Origin of the sequence: Haloterrigena sp. KLK7 (assembly GCF_037914945.1) — an archaeon.
In the GTDB taxonomy this organism is placed as follows: domain Archaea; phylum Halobacteriota; class Halobacteria; order Halobacteriales; family Natrialbaceae; genus Haloterrigena; species Haloterrigena salinisoli.
In genome coordinates this window covers 2,068,215-2,085,736 of record NZ_CP149787.1, presented here as the reverse complement: position 1 = coordinate 2,085,736, position 17,522 = coordinate 2,068,215, and the positions used below count along the sequence as shown (strand labels likewise).

Sequence of the window (17,522 nt, the reverse complement as noted above, 5' to 3'; positions counted from 1 at the left end):
GGACTCGTCCCCGATGTAGCTCTCGAGAGCGAGCGGTCCAGCGGCGGCTCCGTCGCACCGGCCGAAAACCGCGCTACGGCGTCGACGGCAGCCGTTGCAGGCCGTCTCGTTACAACCGGTGGACGGCAAGCGGCGCACATGACCGAACTCGCAGACCGGCTCGTCATTCTCGTCATCGCGGGGACGGGACTGATCGTCTTCACGCTCGGCTGGGCGGGCGGACTGATCGAATCGAAGGCGCTCGGCGAGTGGCAAACCGCCCTGCTCGTCGGACTCGCACTCGTGACGATCCTCGTCCTGATCGGTCTCTGGAAGGAGTTCAACGCCATCAACACCAGAGATCAGTAGGGACCGGTAGCATCGACTCGGACCGCTCGAGAACCGATCGATCGACGGCCGTCAGCCCTGATGGCCCGGATAATCCCGCTCGAAGCGATCCTCGATCTCGCGCTCGTCGAACCGGACGATCACCGGTCGCCCGTGCGGACAGGAATACGGATTCTCGCAGTCGTCTAACGCCTCGAGGAGATCGATCACCGACCCCTCGGTCAGCGACGTGTTGCCCGTGATCGACGGGTAGCAGGCCAGGTCTCCGAGGAACTCGTCGGCCAGCGCGTCGACCGTCTCCGCGCCCGCCTCGCGGTCGCCCTCGACGAACGACGCGAGGACGTCCCGCAGGCGCTCGGGCGCGATGGTCTCCTCGAGCACTGCAGGGACCGTCGTCACGGCCACCGTCCGGTCGTCGGTCCGGTCGGCGTAGAAGCCCAGCCGCGAGAGCGCCTCGCGGTAGCCCTCGAAGGCCTCGGCCTCGGCGGCGGTCAACTCGAGTTCCACGGGCTCCGCCAGCGCCTGCGCAGCGGGGTCGTCGGCGAACGCCCGCTGGAGGCGCTCGTAGTTGACCCGCTCGTCGGCGGCGTGTTGGTCGATCAGCACGAGGCCGTCGTCGGTCTCGCAGACGAGGTAGGTGTCGTCGAGCTGTCCCAGTACGCGCAACGCCGGCAGCGAGTCGAACTCGGTCTCGTCGCCGGTCGCGCGCTCGCCGGAGAGCGTCCGCTGCTCGGTGGCCGCGGCGAACTTGCGAGTCGGCTCGCGGTCGGTCCGATCGGAATCGTCGCCTCTGCGATCGGCACTCGAGTCCCCTCGAGACGTCGTCGACTCGGTCGTCGGAGCGTCGCTCGAGGCGCGTCGCATCGACTCGCTCGAGGCGGTTCCCGACGGAGTTTCAGACGTACCACTCGAGTCGCTGCCGGACGGACCGCTCGAAGCGGTTCCGGACGACCCACTCGAGGCGCCGCCGGCCGGTGGCGACCCGGCCGAACCCGTCGTCGAACCGCCGTCGGCGGATCCCGCGTCGACTGCCGACGTCGATCGCGACGAGGCCGCTGCGGTATCGTCGGCCGTCGGTTCGGACGGCGATTCGGATTCGGACCCCGACTCGTCGTCGGACTCGAGCGCGGCCGGAAGGTCCTCGGCCGTCGGCTCTCCGTCGGCCGTCCCGCGAGCGGCGTCCCCGGGAGCGACGCTGGCCTCGCCGGGCGCCGACCGGCCGCGGGGCGCCCGCGAGCGCAGCAGGCCGTGTTCGAGCAGCGCCGACTCGACGGCGGCGTCGACCTGCCGGCGAACGGAATCGTCGTCGTCGAACCTGACCTCCCGTTTCCGGGGGTGGACGTTGACGTCGACGGCCTCGCCGGGCACCTCGAGAAAGAGCGTCACGAACGGGTAGCGATCGCCGCCGAGCTGGGTGCCGTAGGCGCCCATGATCCCCTCGCGGACGGCGTCGGCGGTGATTGCCCGGCCGTTCACGTAGGTCGCGAGGTACTCCGGACTCGAGCGGTTGGTCTCGGGGTGGGAGACCAGTCCGGAGACTGAGTCGAGGGGCCCCGGCGGGAGGTCGTCGGCGTCGGCCTCGACGGGGATCATCGACGAGGCCACCTCGCGGCCGTAGACCGCGAGGACGGCGGCCTGGAGGTCGCCCTGTCCCGTCGTCGCGAACACCTCGCGGCCGTCGTGGGTCAGCGAGACCGCGACGTCCGGATTCGCGAGCGCGTAGCGCGTGACGACGCGGTTGACGTGGGCGAACTCCGTCGCCGTCGTCTTGAGGAACTTCCGGCGCGCGGGCGTGTTGTAGAAGAGGTCCTCGACCTCGACGATCGTCCCCTCGGGACAGCCCGTCGGTTCGACGCTCGTCACCTCGCCGCCCTCGTAGACGAGTTCCGTCCCCGTGCCGTCGCCCTCGCGCGGTCGGGAACAGATGGTCAGCCGCGAGACGGAGCCGATGGTGTGTAAGGCCTCGCCGCGGAAGCCGAGCGTGGCGACGCCCGACTCGAGGTCCTCGAGCCCCTCGATCTTGCTCGTCGTGTGCTCGCGGACGGCCGCGCGGACGTCGGCCTCGCTCATTCCCCGGCCGTCGTCGGCGACGCGGATCAGTTCGGTGCCGCCCTCCGCGACGGTGACGTCGACGCTGTCGGCGTCGGCGTCGAGGCTGTTCTCGACGAGTTCCTTCACCGCGCTGGCGGGGCGTTCGACGACCTCGCCGGCGGCGATGCGGGCGACGGTGTCCTCGTCTAGCTGGCGGATCTCGGTCTCCTGTGGTGGCTCGTCGGTCATGGCTCGATCAGCGCGAGCGAGCGACCGGCGGACTCGAGGGGCGTCCCGAAACTGCGGGCCTCCGCTCGAGTCCGTCCGACTCCGTTCGCTCGGTTCATGGCGGTCGCTCTCGCTCGAGCGAGGTTAATCTGTGGTTTGGAGACCGTCCGGTTCGGCGGACGGTCTCGAGCGCGTCGAGAACTCCCTCGAGGTCGTCGATCTCGGCCCGATCACAGCGGACGTCGGGCCGCCAGCGGCGCTCGAGGACGAGTCGCTCGTCGGTCACCCGGACGTCGGTGAGTCGGGTCCACGGTACGAACCGCCGGTAGGAAGGGACGAACCGCGGTTCGACGACGATTCCGGCCGAATACGCGCGGATATCAGCCCGCGGGTACTCGATGTGGGGCACGGAGAGGCGGATCGGCTCGGCGCCGACCGGGTTCGGGAGCGAGACCGTCGGGGCCCAGCCGACGGCGAGACAGCCGAGGCCGGCCAGCGGGAGTCGAACCGTGAGCCGTCCGAAACCGAAACCGAGATAGAGGACCGCGGCGACGGCCAGCAGCCCGGCGCCGAACGCGATCATGGTGACGTTAGTGCCCGACTGATACCACGCCCATTCCGCGACCGCCTCTCCGGGTTCGTCGACCGTCGCCTCGACGTACAGGTCGCGGGCGACGAGTGCGAGCACCCGCGCCGACAGTCCGATACCGGCCGCGCCGATGCCGGCGAGCAGGAACGGCCACTCGCCCGTCACGACGCCGGTCGCGGCGAGGAGACCGAGGGAACCGGCGACGGCCGGCACCGGCAGACAGAGCGCGAGCGTCCGCCACCGCAGGTCGCCCAGCCGGAGGGCGAACCGGGGATTCGCCCGTGCGACGACCGCCCCGCAGAGCAGTCCGCCCGTGAAGACCGTCGGGACGAGCCCCAGAACCGCGTCGCTCGAGGCCCCGCCAGCGATCGCAGCCGTTCCGACGAGTCCGGCGGCGACGACAGCGACGTACAGTCCGACGGCGGCGGGCCAGTCGGCGCCGGGATCGGGAACGGGGTTTGGATCGCGGCCGGGACCGCGACCGGTGTCGGACTCGAGTGCAGGATCCGAATCCGAACCGGCGGAACTGGTATTCATCGGACGACCGTACGCCCTGGAAAAACATTAATTCTCTGACTAGATCAACGCGTCGATCGCGCTCCCGATCGTCTCGCGGCCGTCCGCGGGGACCTCGACCAGCGGCGGCCGGACGGCGTCCGAGGGGATCACGCCGCGGTACTCGAGCGCCGTCTTCGCCGCCGGCGCGAACCCGTAGGTGGCGCACGCGTCGAAGAGTCCGCTGACGGCGTCCTGCAGTTCGTCGCCGCGCTCGCCGTCGTACTTCTCGTACAGTTCGGTCAACTGCTCGGGCACAGCGTTCGACAGCGCGTTCACTCCACCGTCGGCGCCCATCCGGAGCGCGGGGACGAGGAGCGCGTCGTACCCCTGCAGCATGCGGAACTCCTCCGGCGTCCGGCGCATGACCGACAGGAAGTACTCGAGGTCGCCGCTCGAGTCCTTCAGACCGACGATATTATCGTGGCCGGCGACGGTTTCAACGGTCTCCGGTTCCAGTCGCTGGCCCGTACAGGCCGGGATATTGTACAGCAGGAGCGGCAACGGGGATCGATCGGCGATCCGCTCGAGGAACCGCTGGTTCCCCTCGGGCGCGTTCGCGGTGTGGAAGTACGCCGGCGTGACGACCGCAGCGTCGGCGCCGATCTCGGCGGCCTCCTCCGCGTAGTCGACCGCTTCGGCGACGCTCGTGGCCGCGGCGCCCGCGAGGACAGGGACCTCGCCGTCGACCGCGTCGACCGCGATTTCGTGGACGCGCCGTCGTTCCTCGGGAGCGAGGCTGGCGAACTCGCCCGTGGTGCCGCAGGGAAAGACGGCGTCGATGTCGTTCTCGAGGAGGCGGTCGATGACGTTTCGGAGCGCGGGTTCGTCGACGTCGCTCGAGTCGGGATCGAAGGGAGTGACGAGCGGCGTGGTGATTCCCCGGAGTGCCTGCTGGAGATCCATACGTGGGTGTTTCCCGGAGGATGCAAAAACGTACTCGCTCTCTCGACTTCGATTCGGGGGCGCTCGAGTCCGAGGAATTATCCCTGCCGCTCATCAACATGGACATGGAGGTGGCCATGGACATGGATACGAACGATGAAACGGTTGTTCAGACCTCGCTCTCCGGAGAAGAGTACGAACGGTTTCGATCGATCGCTGAACGGCAGGGAAAGACGCTCAAGGAGGCGCTCAACGAAGCAGCGAAGGAATACGTCGCGACGAGAGACCGACCGGACCCTGACGATCCGTTCTTCTCGTACGAACCGACAGAGGACGGCGGAGAGTCGGTGACGGCTACGAAAACCGACGACTACCTGTACGGGGACGAGTAGATGGGTGACCCCCAATTCGCACCGAACGACGACGGTCCGACAGCGCTATTTCTCGATACGAGCGGGCTGTTCGCGTACTTTCACGCCCAGGCTGTCGAACACGAGACGACCCGAGCGTTTTTTCAAGACGTCGTTCGAGGGAACGTTCCGTACCGACCACTGTACACGAATACGTACGTCGTCGACGAGCTAGTGACGTTACTTCAGTCGAAAGCGACGCCAGCACTCGCTCGAGAAGCGTATAATCGAATCGTCGACTCGGAGACGATCGAACTGATCTTCGAAACCGAATCCCGGTTCGATGCGGTCGGCGACGCACTGCAGACCTACGACGACCACGAGATCTCGTTCACCGACCACATGATCGCAGCCACGATGCGAGAACGAAACGTCGATCACGTCCTCGCATACGACGGTGATTTCGAAACGCTCGGGATGACTGTCATCCCCCGGTAATCAGTAGTACGTCCGCTATTCGAGCCCCAGATCCTGCGACATCGAGTTCCCGGCTCGCGGAACGCCCTTCGCCGTCACGGTCTCGCCGTTCATGAACGAGGCCGCGGGACTGGCGAGGAACTGCACGACGTCGGCGATCTCCTCGGGATGACCGATGCGCCGTTCCGCCTTCTCGCGGGGCGGCATGTCCTCGCTGTCGATGCCCAGCGTCTCGGCGACGCCGGGCGTCTGGATCAGGCCCGGCGCGACGCAGTTGACGCGAATATCGTGTTCGGCCCACTCGACGGCCAGCGTCTCGGTCAGCCGGATGATCGCCGCCTTCGAGGCGCCGTAGTGGCTCTCGCCGGGCGCGGCGTGCTGGCCGTTGACCGACGAGAGGTTGATGATGACGCCGCCAGACCCCTCGCGCATGACCTCGCCGGCCAGTTGCGTGCAGTGGACGGTGCTGTTTAAGTTGAGGTCGACGATCGTCTGCCAGCCGTTCTCGGAGATCTCTTCGAACGGCGCGACGAACTCCCCGCCGGCGTTGTTCACGAGGATATCGATGTCGCCGAACTCGTCGATCGTTTCGTCGACTAGGTTCTGCACCTGCTCGCGCTCGCGGACGTTACACTCGACGGCCAGCGCCTCGCCCGCGTCGTCCGCCGCGTTGATCTCCTCCGCGACCGGCCCAACGCGGTCCATCGAGCGCGAACAGATCGCGACGTTCGCACCGCCGGCCGCGAGCGTCCTCGCGATCGATTCGCCGATACCCTGACTCGCGCCGGTGACGATCGCCGTCTCGCCCGCGACGCCGAACTCCGGTTCGTGCATCGTGCTAACTCGTGTCTCCTCGCGGCATAGCTGTACCGATCCGACACCTTCGGCGCCCCATCGTCCGATCAGCCGTCGCTCGTCTCCGCCGATCGGCGCTCCGGCTCTCGAGGCTCGAGCGCCCAGCTTGCGACACGGTGGCACACGCCAGCGGCGGTCTTTTCGGCGACGATGGCCTCGAGTCGGTATGGACGCGCGACGGATCTACGCCGTCGCCCGGGAGGTCGCCGTCGTCATCGACGAGCACAACGTGACGTTCATGGCGGGCAGCATCGCCCACGCCGCCTTTCTCTCCCTGTTGCCGCTGTTGCTCCTGCTGTTTATCGTCGCGGGCGCGGTCGGCAACGAGTACCTGACCGAACAGCTCGTCGCGATGGCGCGCGATCACCTGAGCCCCGCCGGCCAGGGGCTGGTCTACGAGGCGCTGACCCACGCCTCGAAACGCGGCGGCGCGTCGCTGATCGGGCTCGTCTCGCTGCTGTGGGGCATGCTGCGCATCTTCCGCGGTGTCACGACCGCGTTCGACGAACTCTACGCGGACGGGGAGAACTCGTTCCCGGAGAAGCTCGTCAACGGCGCCGTCGTCTTCGCGGTCATCCTGATCGCCACCGTCGGCGCCGGCTTCGGGACGACGACGCTGGCCGCGATCGACAACCCCGTCGTTCAGGCGGCGACGCCGATCGCCCTGTTCGTCGCCCTCTCGGTCGGATTCTTCCCGATGTACTACGTCTTCCCGGACCCGGACGTCTCGGTTCGCGACGCCCTCCCGGGAACGCTCATCGCCGCCGGCGGCTGGGTCGTCCTCGAGACCGTCTTCGGGATCTACGTCGGGCTGGTGAACACGGTCGGGACGTTCGAGACGTTCGGCGCGGTCATCCTGCTGTTGATCTGGCTCTACGGCAACGCACTGATCCTGCTGGTCGGCGCGGCGGTCAACGTCGTGATCGGCGGCCACCACGCGATCGACCGCGAGGACGACCGCGATTCCGAGGACGGGAACGCGCAGGAACCGGTCGGCGCGTGAGACCTGTAGCGTCGGTCGGTGCTCGAGATCGACGCGACCGTCGAGATCGCGGTTCAGCCCTCCAGAAACGAACGGAGATCGTCTCGAGACCCGGTCTCGCCCGTCGCGACGTAGTACGAGGCCGCGCAGTTCCCGAGCGCGAGCGCCGTCTCCCAGTCCCAGTCGCGTGCGCGGGCGACGGCGAGGCCCGCGCCGAACCGGTCGCCCGCGCCCGTCCGCCGTTCGGGGTCCTCGACGGCGACGTTCTCCACGACCGTCGTCTCCGCCCGCGTCGCCGCCGCCGCGTGCTCGGCCTCGTGGAGAACGGCGCCCATGATCCCCGCCGCCTCCCGGACGCGCTCGAGACGCTCGAGATCGGCGTCCGCACCGGGCGCGTCCGGGTTTGAATCGGTCGCCACGTCTGCGTCGGCGTCGATCGCGGCCGCCGTCTCCTCGAGTTCCGGCCGATTCACGCTGTAGACGACGTCGGTCGCCGCCTCGAGTTCGCCGAGCGCCTCGAGCAGGTCGAGCGGGGCCTCGTCGGACCGCGTACTCACCGGACCGGGATCGAGAACGAACGTCGACGCCTCGAACGAGCCCGCGGCGAGCGTCGCGAGCGCGTCGGCCAGCCCCTCCGCGGACGCCCAGTTGCCACAGCAGACGGCGTCGGCCGTCAGCGCCTCGCCGGCGTCGCCGCTCGGCGCCGCGGTCTCGAGATCGGCCAGCGACCAGGTCGCGATAGCCGACGACCGCTCCGCGAACAGGAGGGCGTCGTCCTCAAAGGAGAAGACCGAGATCCGCGACGGCTCGCCCATCGACACCGCCTCGAACGGCAGGTCGTCGAAGATCGGGTCCTCGAGGTGGCCGTAGAGCGTCGGTTCGTCGCCCAGCGCGTGGACCTGTCGGGCCATGTTCACCGCCTGCCCGCCCGGCGCCCGGGAGTCGCGCTCGATCGGAACCGAGTCACTGTCGCCGCGAGCGATTCGATCCCCGAACGTCTCGCGGGCCGCGATCCGATCGCCCGTCTCGTCGAACGCGGTGTAGTAGGTATCGACGCTGCCGTCCGGAAACGCCGCGATCCGCCGCTCGCGGTCGTCACTCGCGAGTCGATCGACGAGCGCGTCGTAGCTCATATCGAGTAGGCGGCTTCGAGACGCAAAAACGGCCTCGCTGCAGGTGAAACTCGAGTCGAGTAGCGGTCGGCGGCTACTCCCCGTCCTCGAGCCGCTCCTGGAGCTTCTGGACCTCCGTGACCAGTTCGATCGGCGGCGTCGTGTTGACGTCGATTTCCGCGAACTCCTCGAGGACCGCTTTCGCCTCGGAATCGACCGTTTCTCCCTGTTGGTCCGTTTCGTTCCGCTCCGCCGGCTCACCGCCGTCAGCGTTCGCCGGCCCGCGGAACTCGCCGTCGCCGAGGTCGAAGACGGTCTGAACGGGCTCGCTCGAGGCCCCGCCCTTCGCTTCGATCGCCTTCTCCTCGCGCAGGCGCTCGAGGACGTCTCTCGAGCGCTCGACGACGGGGTCGGGAACGCCGGCGAGGTCGGCGACGTGGATCCCGTAGGAGCGGTCGGTCGGGCCGTCCCGGACCGTTCGGAGGAAGGTCACGTCGCCGTCGCGCTCGTCGGCCGCGACGTGGACGTTGGCGACGCGGGGCAGCTTCTCGGCGAGGCCGGTCAGCTCGTGGTAGTGGGTGGCAAACAGCGTCTTCGCCCGTACCTCGTTGTGGAGATACTCCGTCGCGGCCCACGCGATGGAGATGCCGTCGTAGGTCGCCGTGCCGCGGCCCACCTCGTCGAGGATGACGAGGGAGTCCTCGGTCGCGGTGTGGAGGATGTTCGAGAGTTCGCTCATCTCGACCATGAACGTCGATCGGCCCTGTGCGAGTTCGTCCAGCGCACCGACGCGGGTGAAGATGCCGTCGACCAGTCCGATCTCGGCCGACTCGGCGGGGACGAAGCTGCCGATCTGGGCCAACAGGACGATCCCGGCGACCTGTCGCATGTACGTCGACTTCCCGGACATGTTGGGACCCGTGACGACGAGGAACCCCCGATCCTCGTCCAGTCGCACGTCGTTGGGGACGAACTCCGTCGTCTGCTCGACGACCGGGTGGCGTCCCTGCTCGATGTCGAGGCGGTCGCCCCGGTGTAACTCGGGCTGGACCCACCGATTTTCGGCCGCGTGGGTCGCCAGACTCGCCAGCGCGTCGACGGTCGCCAGCGCCCGGCCGACGTCCTGGAGCAGTTCGGCCCGGTCGGCGACCTCCTCGCGTAACTCCTCGAACAGTTCGTACTCGAGGTCGCCCCGCTGCTCCTCGAGGCGCAGAATCTCGCGCTCCTTCTCCTCGAGTTCGTCGGTGGTGAACCGTTTGGAGTTCTTGAGCGTCTTGATCTCCTCGTAGTGGTCGGGGACGCCGTCCGCGGCCGATTTCCCGACCTGAATGTAGTAGCCGTCGGTCTTGTTCCGGTCGACGGTCACGTGCGAGAGTCCGTGCTGTTTCTTCTCTCGCTCGGCGAGCGTGTCGAGCCACCGTTTGATCTCCTCGTGGCGCTCGATCACCTCGTCCAACTCGTCGTCATAGCCCGTCCGAAAGAGCCCGCCCTGCGTCACCGTCGACGGCGGCTCCTCGGCGATGGCCTCCTCGAGCGACTCTCGAAGCTCGCTCGCGGCGGCGCGGTCGGGTCTCTCGACGATCTCCGACAGCGGCGACGCCGCCAGTTCGGGATTCGACTCGAGGACCTCCGCGAGCGCGGGCAGGACCGCGAGCGTCTGGCGGACCGACAGCAGATCCCGCGCGTCGGCGCTGCCGTGGCTGGCCTTCGAGGCCAGCCGCGCGAGGTCGTAGGCGTCACCCAGTCGATCCTGTAACTCGTCGCGGGCCAGCGCCGCCGACGACAGCGCCGCGACGCTCTCCTGACGGCGCTCGAGCGTCTCGAGCGACCGTCTCGGCCGCTGGAGCCACTCCTTGAGCAGGCGGCCGCCCGCGCTGGTCTCGGTGTGATCGATCGTCGCGAACAGCGAGCCCTCGCGCTCGCCCTGCATCGTCTCGGTCAGCTCGAGGTTGCGCTGGGTGGTCGCGTCCAGCGTGACGTGGTCGTCGCCGTGGTGGGCCTGAACCCGGGTCATCGAGGCGAGCACGCCGGTTCCAGTCTCCGCGACGTAGTCCAGAATCGCGCCGGCGGCCGCCAGGGTCGAGTCGCCGACGGCGAGCCGGTCGACCGTCTCCTCGCCGAACTGCTCCCGGACAGTATGGGCGGCCCGTTTGGGCGCAAAGGCCTCCGTCTCGTGAAGGGTCAGCGCGGCGTTGATCCGTTCGCGGACCGTATTCAGCAGGTCGTCGTCCGTTCGCACGTCGGGCCCCGGCAGCACCTCGACGGGATCGAACCGGTACAGTTCCGTCAGCGCGTCGTCGGCGTCCGCCGCGTCGGCCACGAGGAACCGTCCCGTGGTCACGTCCGCGAACGCGAGGCCGTAGCCGTCGTCGTTCCCGCTCGAGCCGCGCCCACTGGCGCTCCCGCCGGTACCGTCGACGACCGCTGCCAGGTACTGGGCGTCGGCGTCGGTCGTCTCGAGCAGCGTGCCCGGCGTGACGACGCGGACGATCTCGCGGGCGTGGCCGGAGTCGGTCTCGTACTGGTCGGCGACCGCGACGCGGTAGCCGCGCTCGACCAGGGCCTTCAGATAGGGCGTCAGATCGTCGACCGGCACGCCGGCCATCGGATACGACGAGCCGTGCGAGGACTTCTGGGAGACCTTGAGATCGAGTTCGTCGCTGACGATCTCGGCGTCCTCGCCGAAGAACTCGTAGAAGTCGCCACACTGCATCGTCAGCAGATCGGCGTCGGTGTCCTCCTTGAGCGAGAAGAACTCCCCGACGATACCCGTCGCCTCTGTCATAGGCGGTGACTGTCCCTCCACCGCAAAAACCCTGCGGGATCCGCGGCGGAAGTGGTCGGTCCGCGTCCGAGTCGCTCCCCGAGACGCGATCGAGACGCGGCCGACCCGCGGTTCGGGCGGCGCCACGGGAGGGCTATATGGGGCGCACCGTGGTAGGAGGACGGACCACTAGTCATGTCTTCACCCCGCGATCACCGCGTGCTGGTCCCCGTCGACGTCCTCGAAGGGGAGGCCGTGCCGGCGACGGTCGTCGACGCGTTCGCGTCGATCCCGGTCGTCCTGCTCGGCTACCGCGAGATACCCGACCAGACCGCACCGGAACAGGCGCGCGACCAGTACGGCGACCGCGCCCGAGCCGAACTCGAGGAGCTCCGGACCGTCTTCGAGGACGCCGGCTGCGACGTCGCGTCGCGACTCGCCTTCACCCACGACCGACTGAAGACGTTCGAACGCGTCGCGGTGGCCGAGTCCTGCGACGCCGTCCTCCTGTTGAACCCGGCGCCCGTCCTCGAGACGGTCCTCGTCGCGATCCGGAGCGACGTCAACGTCGACCACATCGCGCGACTGCTCCGGACCGTCCTCGACGGTACCGACCTCGAGGTGACGCTCTTCCACGTCGCCGGCGACGAGTCGCGTCGGGAGGCAGGGGCGGAACTGCTCGAGACGGCGCGCGACGCGCTGGTCGACGAGGGCGTCGCCCGCGACCGAATCGACCGGACGGTCGTCGTCGACGGCTCGCCGACGGAGGAGATCCTCGAGGCCGCGGCCGATCACGACCTGCTGGTCGTCGGCGAGAGCCGGCCGTCGATCCGTCGCTACGTCTTTCGGGACCGTGCCGAGCGGCTGGCCCGGGAAACGGTCGATCCAGTGCTCGTGATTCGCGGCGAGTACCTCGAGGCGCCAGCCGAGGAGAGCGACGGGGAACCGACCGACGAGGAACCCGCTGACGTGGTCGATACGGTTCGGAGAGCGGACGACGACGGGCCGGAGAGTCGAGACGACTGATCGCGGTCCCGATCCGTCTTCGGTCGCGGTCCCGACCCGTCTCCGGTCGCGATTCGATCAGGCGTCGTCCGCAGCCGGTGGCCCGTCGACGTCGCGAATCACGAGGACCGGGGCGACCGACTCGACGGCGATCCGGTCGGCCTCCTCGCCGAGGACGAGCGACCGGAGCGAGGGAGTTCGTTCGCCCACGACGATCGCGTCGTGGTCGGCCGCGGCCTCGAGCAGCGATTCGACGGTCGGCGCGTCGACGACGAGCTCGGTTTCGACGTCGATACCGCGACTGGAGAGGCCGCCAGCGGCCGTTTCGAGCAGTTCCCCGCCCGCGTCACGACCCGCGTCGTCCGTCGCCAGCAGCAGCGTGACCCCGATCTCGCGATCGTCGATCAACGCGGCGACGAACCGGACGATCCGATCGACGGCCACGTCGCCCGTTAGCGCCACGAGAATTCGGTCGATCCGTCCGCTCGCTCCCGTGACTGCGGTGGCGTCCGTCCCCGTCTCCGCCGCGGTCCGATCGATCGTCTGCTCCCGGTCGTGGGTGAACACGAGGCGGTGATCGGCGCTCGTACCGGCCGTCCGGAACGTCGCGGCGAGGTCCTCGAGGGCCGCGGTCGCCCGGTCCTCGTACTGCAGTCGCGCCTGGTCCGGCGGCGTCTGCTCGGGCACGACGTGGTAGCCGAGCACGGTCACGTCGACCGGCTCGAGCAGCGTCGTCAGCCCGGGCGAGACGGACTCGCCCTCGAGGATCGCCAGCGGGACGAGAACCCGCGTCATAGCTCACCCCGCAGGGACACGTCCCTGGCGTAATAGGCGTACCAGCCGGCGGTCGCGATCATGATCCCGACGCCGACGAGCTGTGACGCCGGCTGCATGAACCCGAGCATGGCGAAACTGGTGATCGCACCGAGGATCGGCACGAACGGGTAGCCCGGTACCCGGAAGTCGGGGTCGTACCACGCCGGTTCGTTTCGCCGGAGCGCGATCAGCGCCACGCAGATCAGCCCGTACATGATCAGATGCAGGAAGGAGGCGACTTCGGCGAGCAGTTCGACCTGCCCGGTGGCGGTCAGAACGAGGATCGGCCCGCCGGCCAGCCCGAGCGCGACGTGGGGCGTGCCGTACCGGAGGTTGATCCGGCTGGCCCGCTTCGGGAGCAGGGCGTCCCTCGAGACGGCGTAGATGGCACGCGACGTGCTGAGAATCGAGGCGTTGGCGCTGGACATCGTCGCGAGCAGGCCGCCGAAGACGATGGCGAACGCGCCGGCGGCACCGAGGTAGTGGCGACCGACCTCGACCATCGCCGTCTCGCCGAAGCCCGCGAGCGCCTCGCTGCCGAACGCGCTCGTCGCGACGAAGATCGTCACCACGTAGAGGACGCCGACGACGAGGACGGAGCCGACCATCGCCAGCGGGAGATTCCGACCGGGATTCCGCATCTCGCCGGCGACGGTCGCCACCTGCGCGAAGCCGAGATAGGACGTGAAGACGAGCGCCGCGGTCGTCAACACCGGCATCGCGCCGAAGGGCGCGAACCGTTCGGGCGCCGCCGGCTCGCCGACCAGCCCGACCGCGTCGAGGCTACCGTAGGCGAGGAAGGTGACGAGGATCGACAGCAGCAGGGCGACGATCCCGTTCTGGAGTTTCGCCGCGTTCTCCGTGCCCGTCACGTTCAGGACGGTAAAGCCCGCGCCGAACAACAGGGCGACCGGAATGACCAGTCCCTCGCCGACCGCGATACCGAGTTCGGCGAGCGTGTCGACTGCGTAGTAGCCGAAGCCCACGAGGTAGAACGCCGTCGCGAACACCAGTCCGAACCACAGCGACAGCCCGACGACGGCGCCCGCGAGCGCGCCGAGCGCTCGCGAGATGAAGTAGTAGCCGCCGCCGCTCTTGGGCATCGCCGTCGCGAGCTCCGAGGCCGGGAGCGCGACCAGCAGGGCGACGGCGGCCCCGATGGCGAACGACCCCGCCGCGGCGGGTCCGGCCCGGCCGGCCGCCAGTCCCGGGAAGACGAAGATCCCCGCGCCGATCATCGTCCCGATCCCGATCGCGAGACCGCCGGTGAGTCCGAGAGTCCGCTCGAGTTCGGCGTCGTCGGTGATCGTCGCCTCGTCCGTCTCAGTGGTGGGCTCGGTTTCCGGAGACTCGCCCTCGATGTTCGTGCCCTCGGTCGACGGCGATGCGCCGTCCATACCGGCGGAATCACGGCCGAACGTATAGATCTACGTACAGATTCTGATGACTGTTCGCAGTTCGATACCGTCTCCCACGAGAAGAGGTATACCGCGTCAGTACGGGCGTCTCAGAACAGCGGGCCGCCCAGGGGCACGTCCTGTTCGGGTTCGACGAGCACCGGGAACTCCTCCTCGTCCGGGACGCCGACGGTCAGCGCCTCGGATTTGAAGCCGGCGATCCGGACGGAGCCGAGGTTCGTCGCACAGAGGACCTGTCGCCCCTCGAGCTCCTCGGGGTCGTAGTGGTGGTCCAGCTGCGCGGCCGACTGGACCTCGCCGTGGTCCTCGCCGAGGTCGATCCACAGCTTCGTCATCTTCGGCTTGTTCGTTTCGGGGAACGGTTCGGCGTCCAGCACCTCGCCGACGCGGATGTCGACGTCGAATGGACTCTCGACCATGCGGGTCGCTATTTCGGCCTCGAGAATGAGCGTTCCGTTTCCGGAACCGTTACGCGAGGACCTCGTCGGCCAGCAGCGCGAGGCTCTCGTCCCCGTCGTCGGCCGCGTCGGGGACGACGAGCATGACCTCCTCGATCCCGGCGCCGGCGTACTCCGCGAGTCGGTCGCGGACGTCCTCGGGCGTCCCCGTCGGCGCCGTCTCGACGTACCCCGAGAGGAAGAACTCGCGGGGCTCCGCGGGCTCGTCGGGGAGGTACTCGTCGGCGAACCGCTCGCGCTTCGCCTCGGCGTCGTCGGTCGTCTCGCCGACGAAGACGAACAGCTCGGCCGACTTGCGGATCTCGTCGTAGCGCGCCTCGCTCTCGCAGTGCTCGCGCAGTACCTCGAGCTTGTCGGCGAAGCCCTCGGGCGCTAAGGTGCCGAAGTTCCAGCCGTCGGCGAGTTCGGCGGTGTACCGCAGCGTGAACGCCTCGCCCCCGCCGCCGATCCAGATCGGCGGGTGGGGGTCCTGAACTGGCCGGGGCTCGCAGAAGGCCTCCTCGAGGTCGACCTCGAGGTGCTCGCCCTCGTGGCTGTAGCCGTCGGTCGTCCACAGCCCCTGTAAGATTTCGACGGTCTCGGCGAGCCGTCGGAGCCGCTCCGCGGGCGGTTCCCGGAACTCGTAGCCGAACCGCTCGTACTCGTCGGCGTACCAGCCCCCGCCGAGGCCGAGTTCGAGGCGGCCGTCGCTGAGCCGGTCGACCTGCGCGGCCATCTTCGCCAGCAGCGCGGGGTGGCGGTAGTCCCGACTCGTGACGAGCGTGCCGAGCCGAATCTCGTCGGTGGCTTCCGCGAGGGCGCCGAGCGTCGTCCAGGGCTCGTGGACGCCCCGCCGCGGGTCGCCGATCCACGACTGGAAGTGGTCCTCGAGCCAGACCGCGTCGTAGCCGAGCGCTTCGGCCTCGAGAGCCGTGTCCCGAACCGTCCCGACGTCGGTCCCGTACTGCGGGAGAACGAGTCCGACGTCGAGGTCGGCAGCGGACGCCGAGTCGTCGGTCGCGGAGCCGGAACCGGACTCGTCGGCGCTCATCGGTCCACCTCGCCGTCGAGCGTCAGCGCTCGATCGGCCAGCGTCTCCGGATCGCTCGCGACGAGTTTCACCATCGCTTCCTTGCCGATTTCGCCGCGGTCGACGATCGCGACCGGCGACTCCTCGCGGTCCGCGAAGGCCTGCCGGGCGCCCCAGCCCATCGTGCTCCCCTCAGTCTCGCTGATTTCGTCTGGCTGCTCGTCGCGGTCGTACTCGGCGACTGACCACTCAAGGGCCTCGAGCGCGTCCTCGACGGCCGCGTCGAACCGGCAGTTGACCGCGAACCGGAGCTCCGGGAAGAACTCCCGCGCCGCCAGCAGGAAGCGGGCGACGTGACTCGAGGCGCCGAACCGAACCCCGCGGTTGGGGCGGACGCCCGAGAGCGTGCGCGTGATCCGCCCCTCGACGGCCGCCGTCTCCGCGACCGATTCGGCGTAGGGGGTCGCGCCGGCGACGTTCATCCCGACCTCGGGGACGAGCGCCGAGACGTCCGCGTCGACGAACCGGTCGACGACGGCCTGGACCTCCTCGGCGGTCGGCTCGCGGCTGGCCTCGTTTCGCAGCGAGACCATGTGGTTGACCGCGCCGTGGCCCTCGCCGACGTCGTAGTAGTACCGGACCGCGCGGGCGAGGAACTCCGTGGCGCCCTCGACGGCCGTCTCGAGCGATTCGCCCGTCGCGAGGCGGGCCGCGATCGCCGACCCCAGCGTGCAGCCCGAGCCGTGGGTGGCCTCGGTACCGATCCGGGGGTGCTCGAACGTTCGGACTCCTTCCGGGGTGACGAGCGTATCCCGGACCGACTCGCCGGGGACGTGGCCGCCCTTGACGAGGACGGCGTCGACGCCGGTCTCGAGGATCGCCTCCCCGGCCTCGACCGCGCTCTCGTCGTCGGTCACCTCGATATCCGTCAGCACCTCCGCCTCGTCCGCGTTGGGCGTCGCCAGCGTCGCCTCGCCCAGTAGTTCCTCGTAGGCGCGCTCGGCCTCGGCCTCGAGCAGCCGATCGCCCGAGGTCGCGACCATCACCGGATCGACGACCAGCGGGAACTCGAACTCGCCGGCGTACTCGGCGACGGTCTGGATGACGGGCGTCGTCGCGAGCATCCCGGTCTTCGCCGCGCCGACCGCGAAGTCGCCGGTGACGGCCTCGATCTGGGCTTCGATCTCCTCGACGGGCAGGACGTGCGAGGACTCGACGCCGCGGGTGTGCTGGGCCGTGACGGCCGTGATCGCGGACGTGCCGAAGACGCCGTGGGCGGCCATCGTCGCGAGATCGGCCTGGATCCCGGCGCCGCCGCCGGAGTCGCTGCCGGCGATCGTCAGGGCTACCGGGCGCGAATCGGGTGCTGGCGTTCTCATGTGTGGCTCGTATTTTCCGGTTGTACAAAGCGGTCATGGTCGAGGATCGTGAGTGTCACTCGAGCGCTCTCGTTTCGCCTCGTTCGCCTCTCGAACCCCCGCTCGAACCCTCTCTCGAGCGTCATCCCGTACCGCCTTCACCGAACGGGACATCGCGCCCCACCGCGCCGATGGACTGCGATGGCGCGTGCGGAGTCGCGGTGAGCGGTGCGAGGCGGAACGAAGTGAGGCCTCGAGAACGCGAGCGGTGACCGGCGGGAACCGCGAGCCAAGCGAACCGCG

General features: G+C 69.0%; 16 protein-coding genes. 5 read left to right on the top strand and 11 right to left on the bottom strand.

Annotation, left to right across the window (positions count from 1 at the left end):
- Positions 1–138: 138 nt before the first annotated feature.
- Positions 139–348 carry a hypothetical protein gene (locus WD430_RS10270; RefSeq protein ID WP_339102358.1) on the top strand — a complete coding sequence of 70 codons (210 nt, stop codon included), beginning with the start codon at positions 139–141 and terminating at the stop codon, positions 346–348.
- A gap of 51 nt (positions 349–399) precedes the next feature.
- On the opposite strand, the gene mutL is transcribed toward WD430_RS10270, so the two are convergent.
- From mutL to WD430_RS10255, 3 genes are all read right to left on the bottom strand, one after another.
- The gene (gene mutL / locus WD430_RS10265; protein WP_339102357.1) at positions 400–2,607 is read right to left on the bottom strand and encodes a DNA mismatch repair endonuclease MutL; all 2,208 of its coding nucleotides are present in this window, start codon (positions 2,605–2,607) and stop codon (positions 400–402) included.
- A gap of 94 nt (positions 2,608–2,701) precedes the next feature.
- Positions 2,702–3,712, bottom strand: coding sequence for a hypothetical protein (locus WD430_RS10260; RefSeq protein WP_339102356.1), 1,011 nt, complete (start codon positions 3,710–3,712; stop codon positions 2,702–2,704).
- Positions 3,713–3,751: 39 nt separating this feature from the next.
- Positions 3,752–4,636, bottom strand: a complete 885-nt coding sequence (locus tag WD430_RS10255) for a dihydrodipicolinate synthase family protein (protein ID WP_339102355.1) — start codon at positions 4,634–4,636, stop codon at positions 3,752–3,754.
- Between the two features lie 2 nt (positions 4,637–4,638).
- On the opposite strand from WD430_RS10255, the gene WD430_RS10250 reads away from it, so the two are divergent.
- A complete protein-coding gene (locus tag WD430_RS10250; RefSeq protein WP_339102354.1) occupies positions 4,639–5,007 on the top strand; it encodes a hypothetical protein in 369 nt (122 codons plus the stop codon).
- Entirely contained in the window at positions 5,008–5,463 is a 456-nt protein-coding gene (locus WD430_RS10245; RefSeq protein ID WP_339102353.1) for a PIN domain-containing protein, read from the top strand.
- Between the two features lie 15 nt (positions 5,464–5,478).
- Here WD430_RS10245 and WD430_RS10240 read toward each other — a convergent pair whose 3' ends face one another.
- The gene (locus WD430_RS10240; RefSeq protein WP_339102352.1) at positions 5,479–6,276 is read right to left on the bottom strand and encodes a glucose 1-dehydrogenase; all 798 of its coding nucleotides are present in this window, start codon (positions 6,274–6,276) and stop codon (positions 5,479–5,481) included.
- Between the two features lie 187 nt (positions 6,277–6,463).
- Between WD430_RS10240 and WD430_RS10235 the strand changes: the two genes are divergently transcribed.
- Positions 6,464–7,300 carry a YihY/virulence factor BrkB family protein gene (locus WD430_RS10235; protein WP_339102351.1) on the top strand — a complete coding sequence of 279 codons (837 nt, stop codon included), beginning with the start codon at positions 6,464–6,466 and terminating at the stop codon, positions 7,298–7,300.
- A 53-nt stretch (positions 7,301–7,353) separates the two neighbouring features.
- Here WD430_RS10235 and WD430_RS10230 read toward each other — a convergent pair whose 3' ends face one another.
- Complete coding sequence (locus tag WD430_RS10230) at positions 7,354–8,412, bottom strand: hypothetical protein (RefSeq protein ID WP_339102350.1); 1,059 nt, start codon at positions 8,410–8,412, stop codon at positions 7,354–7,356.
- Between the two features lie 73 nt (positions 8,413–8,485).
- Positions 8,486–11,176 carry a DNA mismatch repair protein MutS gene (gene mutS, locus WD430_RS10225; RefSeq protein WP_339102349.1) on the bottom strand — a complete coding sequence of 897 codons (2,691 nt, stop codon included), beginning with the start codon at positions 11,174–11,176 and terminating at the stop codon, positions 8,486–8,488.
- 174 nt (positions 11,177–11,350) lie between these two features.
- On the opposite strand from mutS, the gene WD430_RS10220 reads away from it, so the two are divergent.
- Complete coding sequence (locus tag WD430_RS10220; protein WP_339102348.1) at positions 11,351–12,181, top strand: universal stress protein; 831 nt, start codon at positions 11,351–11,353, stop codon at positions 12,179–12,181.
- A 57-nt stretch (positions 12,182–12,238) separates the two neighbouring features.
- Here WD430_RS10220 and WD430_RS10215 read toward each other — a convergent pair whose 3' ends face one another.
- The 5 genes from WD430_RS10215 to thiD all read right to left on the bottom strand — a co-directional run bounded on the left by WD430_RS10215 (position 12,239) and on the right by thiD (position 17,240).
- On the bottom strand, positions 12,239–12,955 hold the full coding sequence (locus WD430_RS10215) for a universal stress protein (protein WP_339102347.1): 717 nt from the start codon (positions 12,953–12,955) through the stop codon (positions 12,239–12,241).
- The gene (locus tag WD430_RS10210; protein WP_339102346.1) at positions 12,952–14,373 is read right to left on the bottom strand and encodes an APC family permease; all 1,422 of its coding nucleotides are present in this window, start codon (positions 14,371–14,373) and stop codon (positions 12,952–12,954) included. Before WD430_RS10210 ends, WD430_RS10215 begins: the two co-directional genes overlap by 4 nt.
- A 110-nt stretch (positions 14,374–14,483) precedes the next feature.
- Positions 14,484–14,813 (bottom strand): tRNA-binding protein, encoded by a 330-nt coding sequence (locus WD430_RS10205; protein WP_339102345.1) that lies wholly within the window; start codon positions 14,811–14,813, stop codon positions 14,484–14,486.
- 49 nt (positions 14,814–14,862) lie between these two features.
- Positions 14,863–15,882: an LLM class flavin-dependent oxidoreductase gene (locus WD430_RS10200; RefSeq protein ID WP_339102344.1), complete on the bottom strand. Its 1,020-nt coding sequence runs from the start codon at positions 15,880–15,882 to the stop codon at positions 14,863–14,865.
- Positions 15,879–17,240, bottom strand: coding sequence for a bifunctional hydroxymethylpyrimidine kinase/phosphomethylpyrimidine kinase (gene thiD / locus WD430_RS10195; RefSeq protein ID WP_339102343.1), 1,362 nt, complete (start codon positions 17,238–17,240; stop codon positions 15,879–15,881). Before thiD ends, WD430_RS10200 begins: the two co-directional genes overlap by 4 nt.
- Positions 17,241–17,522: the final 282 nt, after the last annotated feature.